At 47.5% G+C, this 526-nt stretch carries 1 protein-coding gene; it reads left to right on the forward strand.

Going from position 1 to position 526, the window contains the following annotated elements; translation table 11 throughout:
• The coding region (locus R7Z50_RS30940; protein WP_318150206.1) for a TonB-dependent receptor domain-containing protein at positions 1–526 on the forward strand (526 nt) is incomplete at both ends.

The raw sequence follows: 526 nt of genomic DNA on the forward strand, positions 1-526 counted from the left end.
TCACCAAGTTTGTCGATTTCTCGTGAAGTGTTCGAAAACAACCGCGTTTACCTCTCTTACGATCACGGTTATCGAGCGCCAGAATACGATAAGGCGTATGGCTTCGTAAGCCACGACTTTGTGCCGCTGACGCCTTTTGTTATTGCGCCAAATATGGATCTAGAGGCTGAAACTTCGGACTCGTTTGAAATCGGTAACAAATTCGATAATGGCCACGCGCAACTTTACGTTTCTGCGTTTTACAACAAGTTCCAAAACTTCATTGATGTTGTTACCACGGGTCAAGATAACTTCGGCAACTACGTCAAGCAATACCAAAACTTACACGGCGTTGAAACCTACGGCGCGGAGCTTTCTGCTGCGTATGCTTTCACATCGTCTTGGAAGCTAAGTACCAAGCTTGGTTATGTGGACGGAAAGGACGCTGAGGGCGAATACGTTCGTAGCATCACGCCTTTTGAGGGCAATGTTGGGCTGAACTATCAGCAGCAAGACTTTAATGCGTTCGCGACGTGGAACTGGGCTG

Source organism: Vibrio sp. 1249-1 (genome assembly GCF_033340495.1).